This window comes from Stenotrophomonas sp. INTA L402-1 (genome assembly GCF_059295135.1).
Genome location: NZ_JCAFWP010000205.1, coordinates 1 through 557 on the forward strand (window position 1 = coordinate 1; position 557 = coordinate 557).

Annotated in this window: 1 protein-coding gene; it reads left to right on the top strand. The window is 61.8% G+C overall.

What is annotated here, in order from left to right; translation table 11 throughout:
- Window positions 1-557, top strand: a 557-nt coding sequence (locus AC5O77_RS22365; protein WP_494507243.1) for a phage tail protein, incomplete at both ends; no start/stop codon positions are given.

The following is a 557-nucleotide window of genomic DNA, read 5'->3' on the forward strand; positions in this document are numbered from 1 at the left end:
GCCTTTGGCTGTACCAGCCGGGGGCAGGCACACCGCGCCGGGCTGTGGCTGATTAAAACGGAACTGCTGGAAACGCAGACCGTGGATTTCAGCGTGGGCGCAGAAGGGCTTCGCCATGTGCCGGGCGATGTTATTGAAATCTGCGATGATGACTATGCCGGTATCAGCACCGGTGGTCGCGTGCTGGCGGTGAACAGCCAGACCCGGACGCTGACGCTCGACCGTGAAATCACGCTGCCATCCTCCGGTACCACGCTGATAAGCCTGGTTGACGGAAGTGGCAATCCGGTCAGCTTGGAGGTCCAGTCCGTCACCGACGGCGTGAAGGTAAAAGTGAGCCGTGTTCCTGACGGCGTTGCCGGATACAGCGTATGGGGGCTGAAGCTGCCGACGCTGCGCCAGCGCCTGTTCCGCTGCGTGAGTATCCGTGAGAACGACGACGGCACGTATGCCATCACCGCCGTGCAGCATGTACCGGAAAAAGAAGCCATCGTGGATAACGGGGCGCACTTTGACGGCGACCAGAGCGGCACGGTGAATGGTGTCACGCCGCCAGC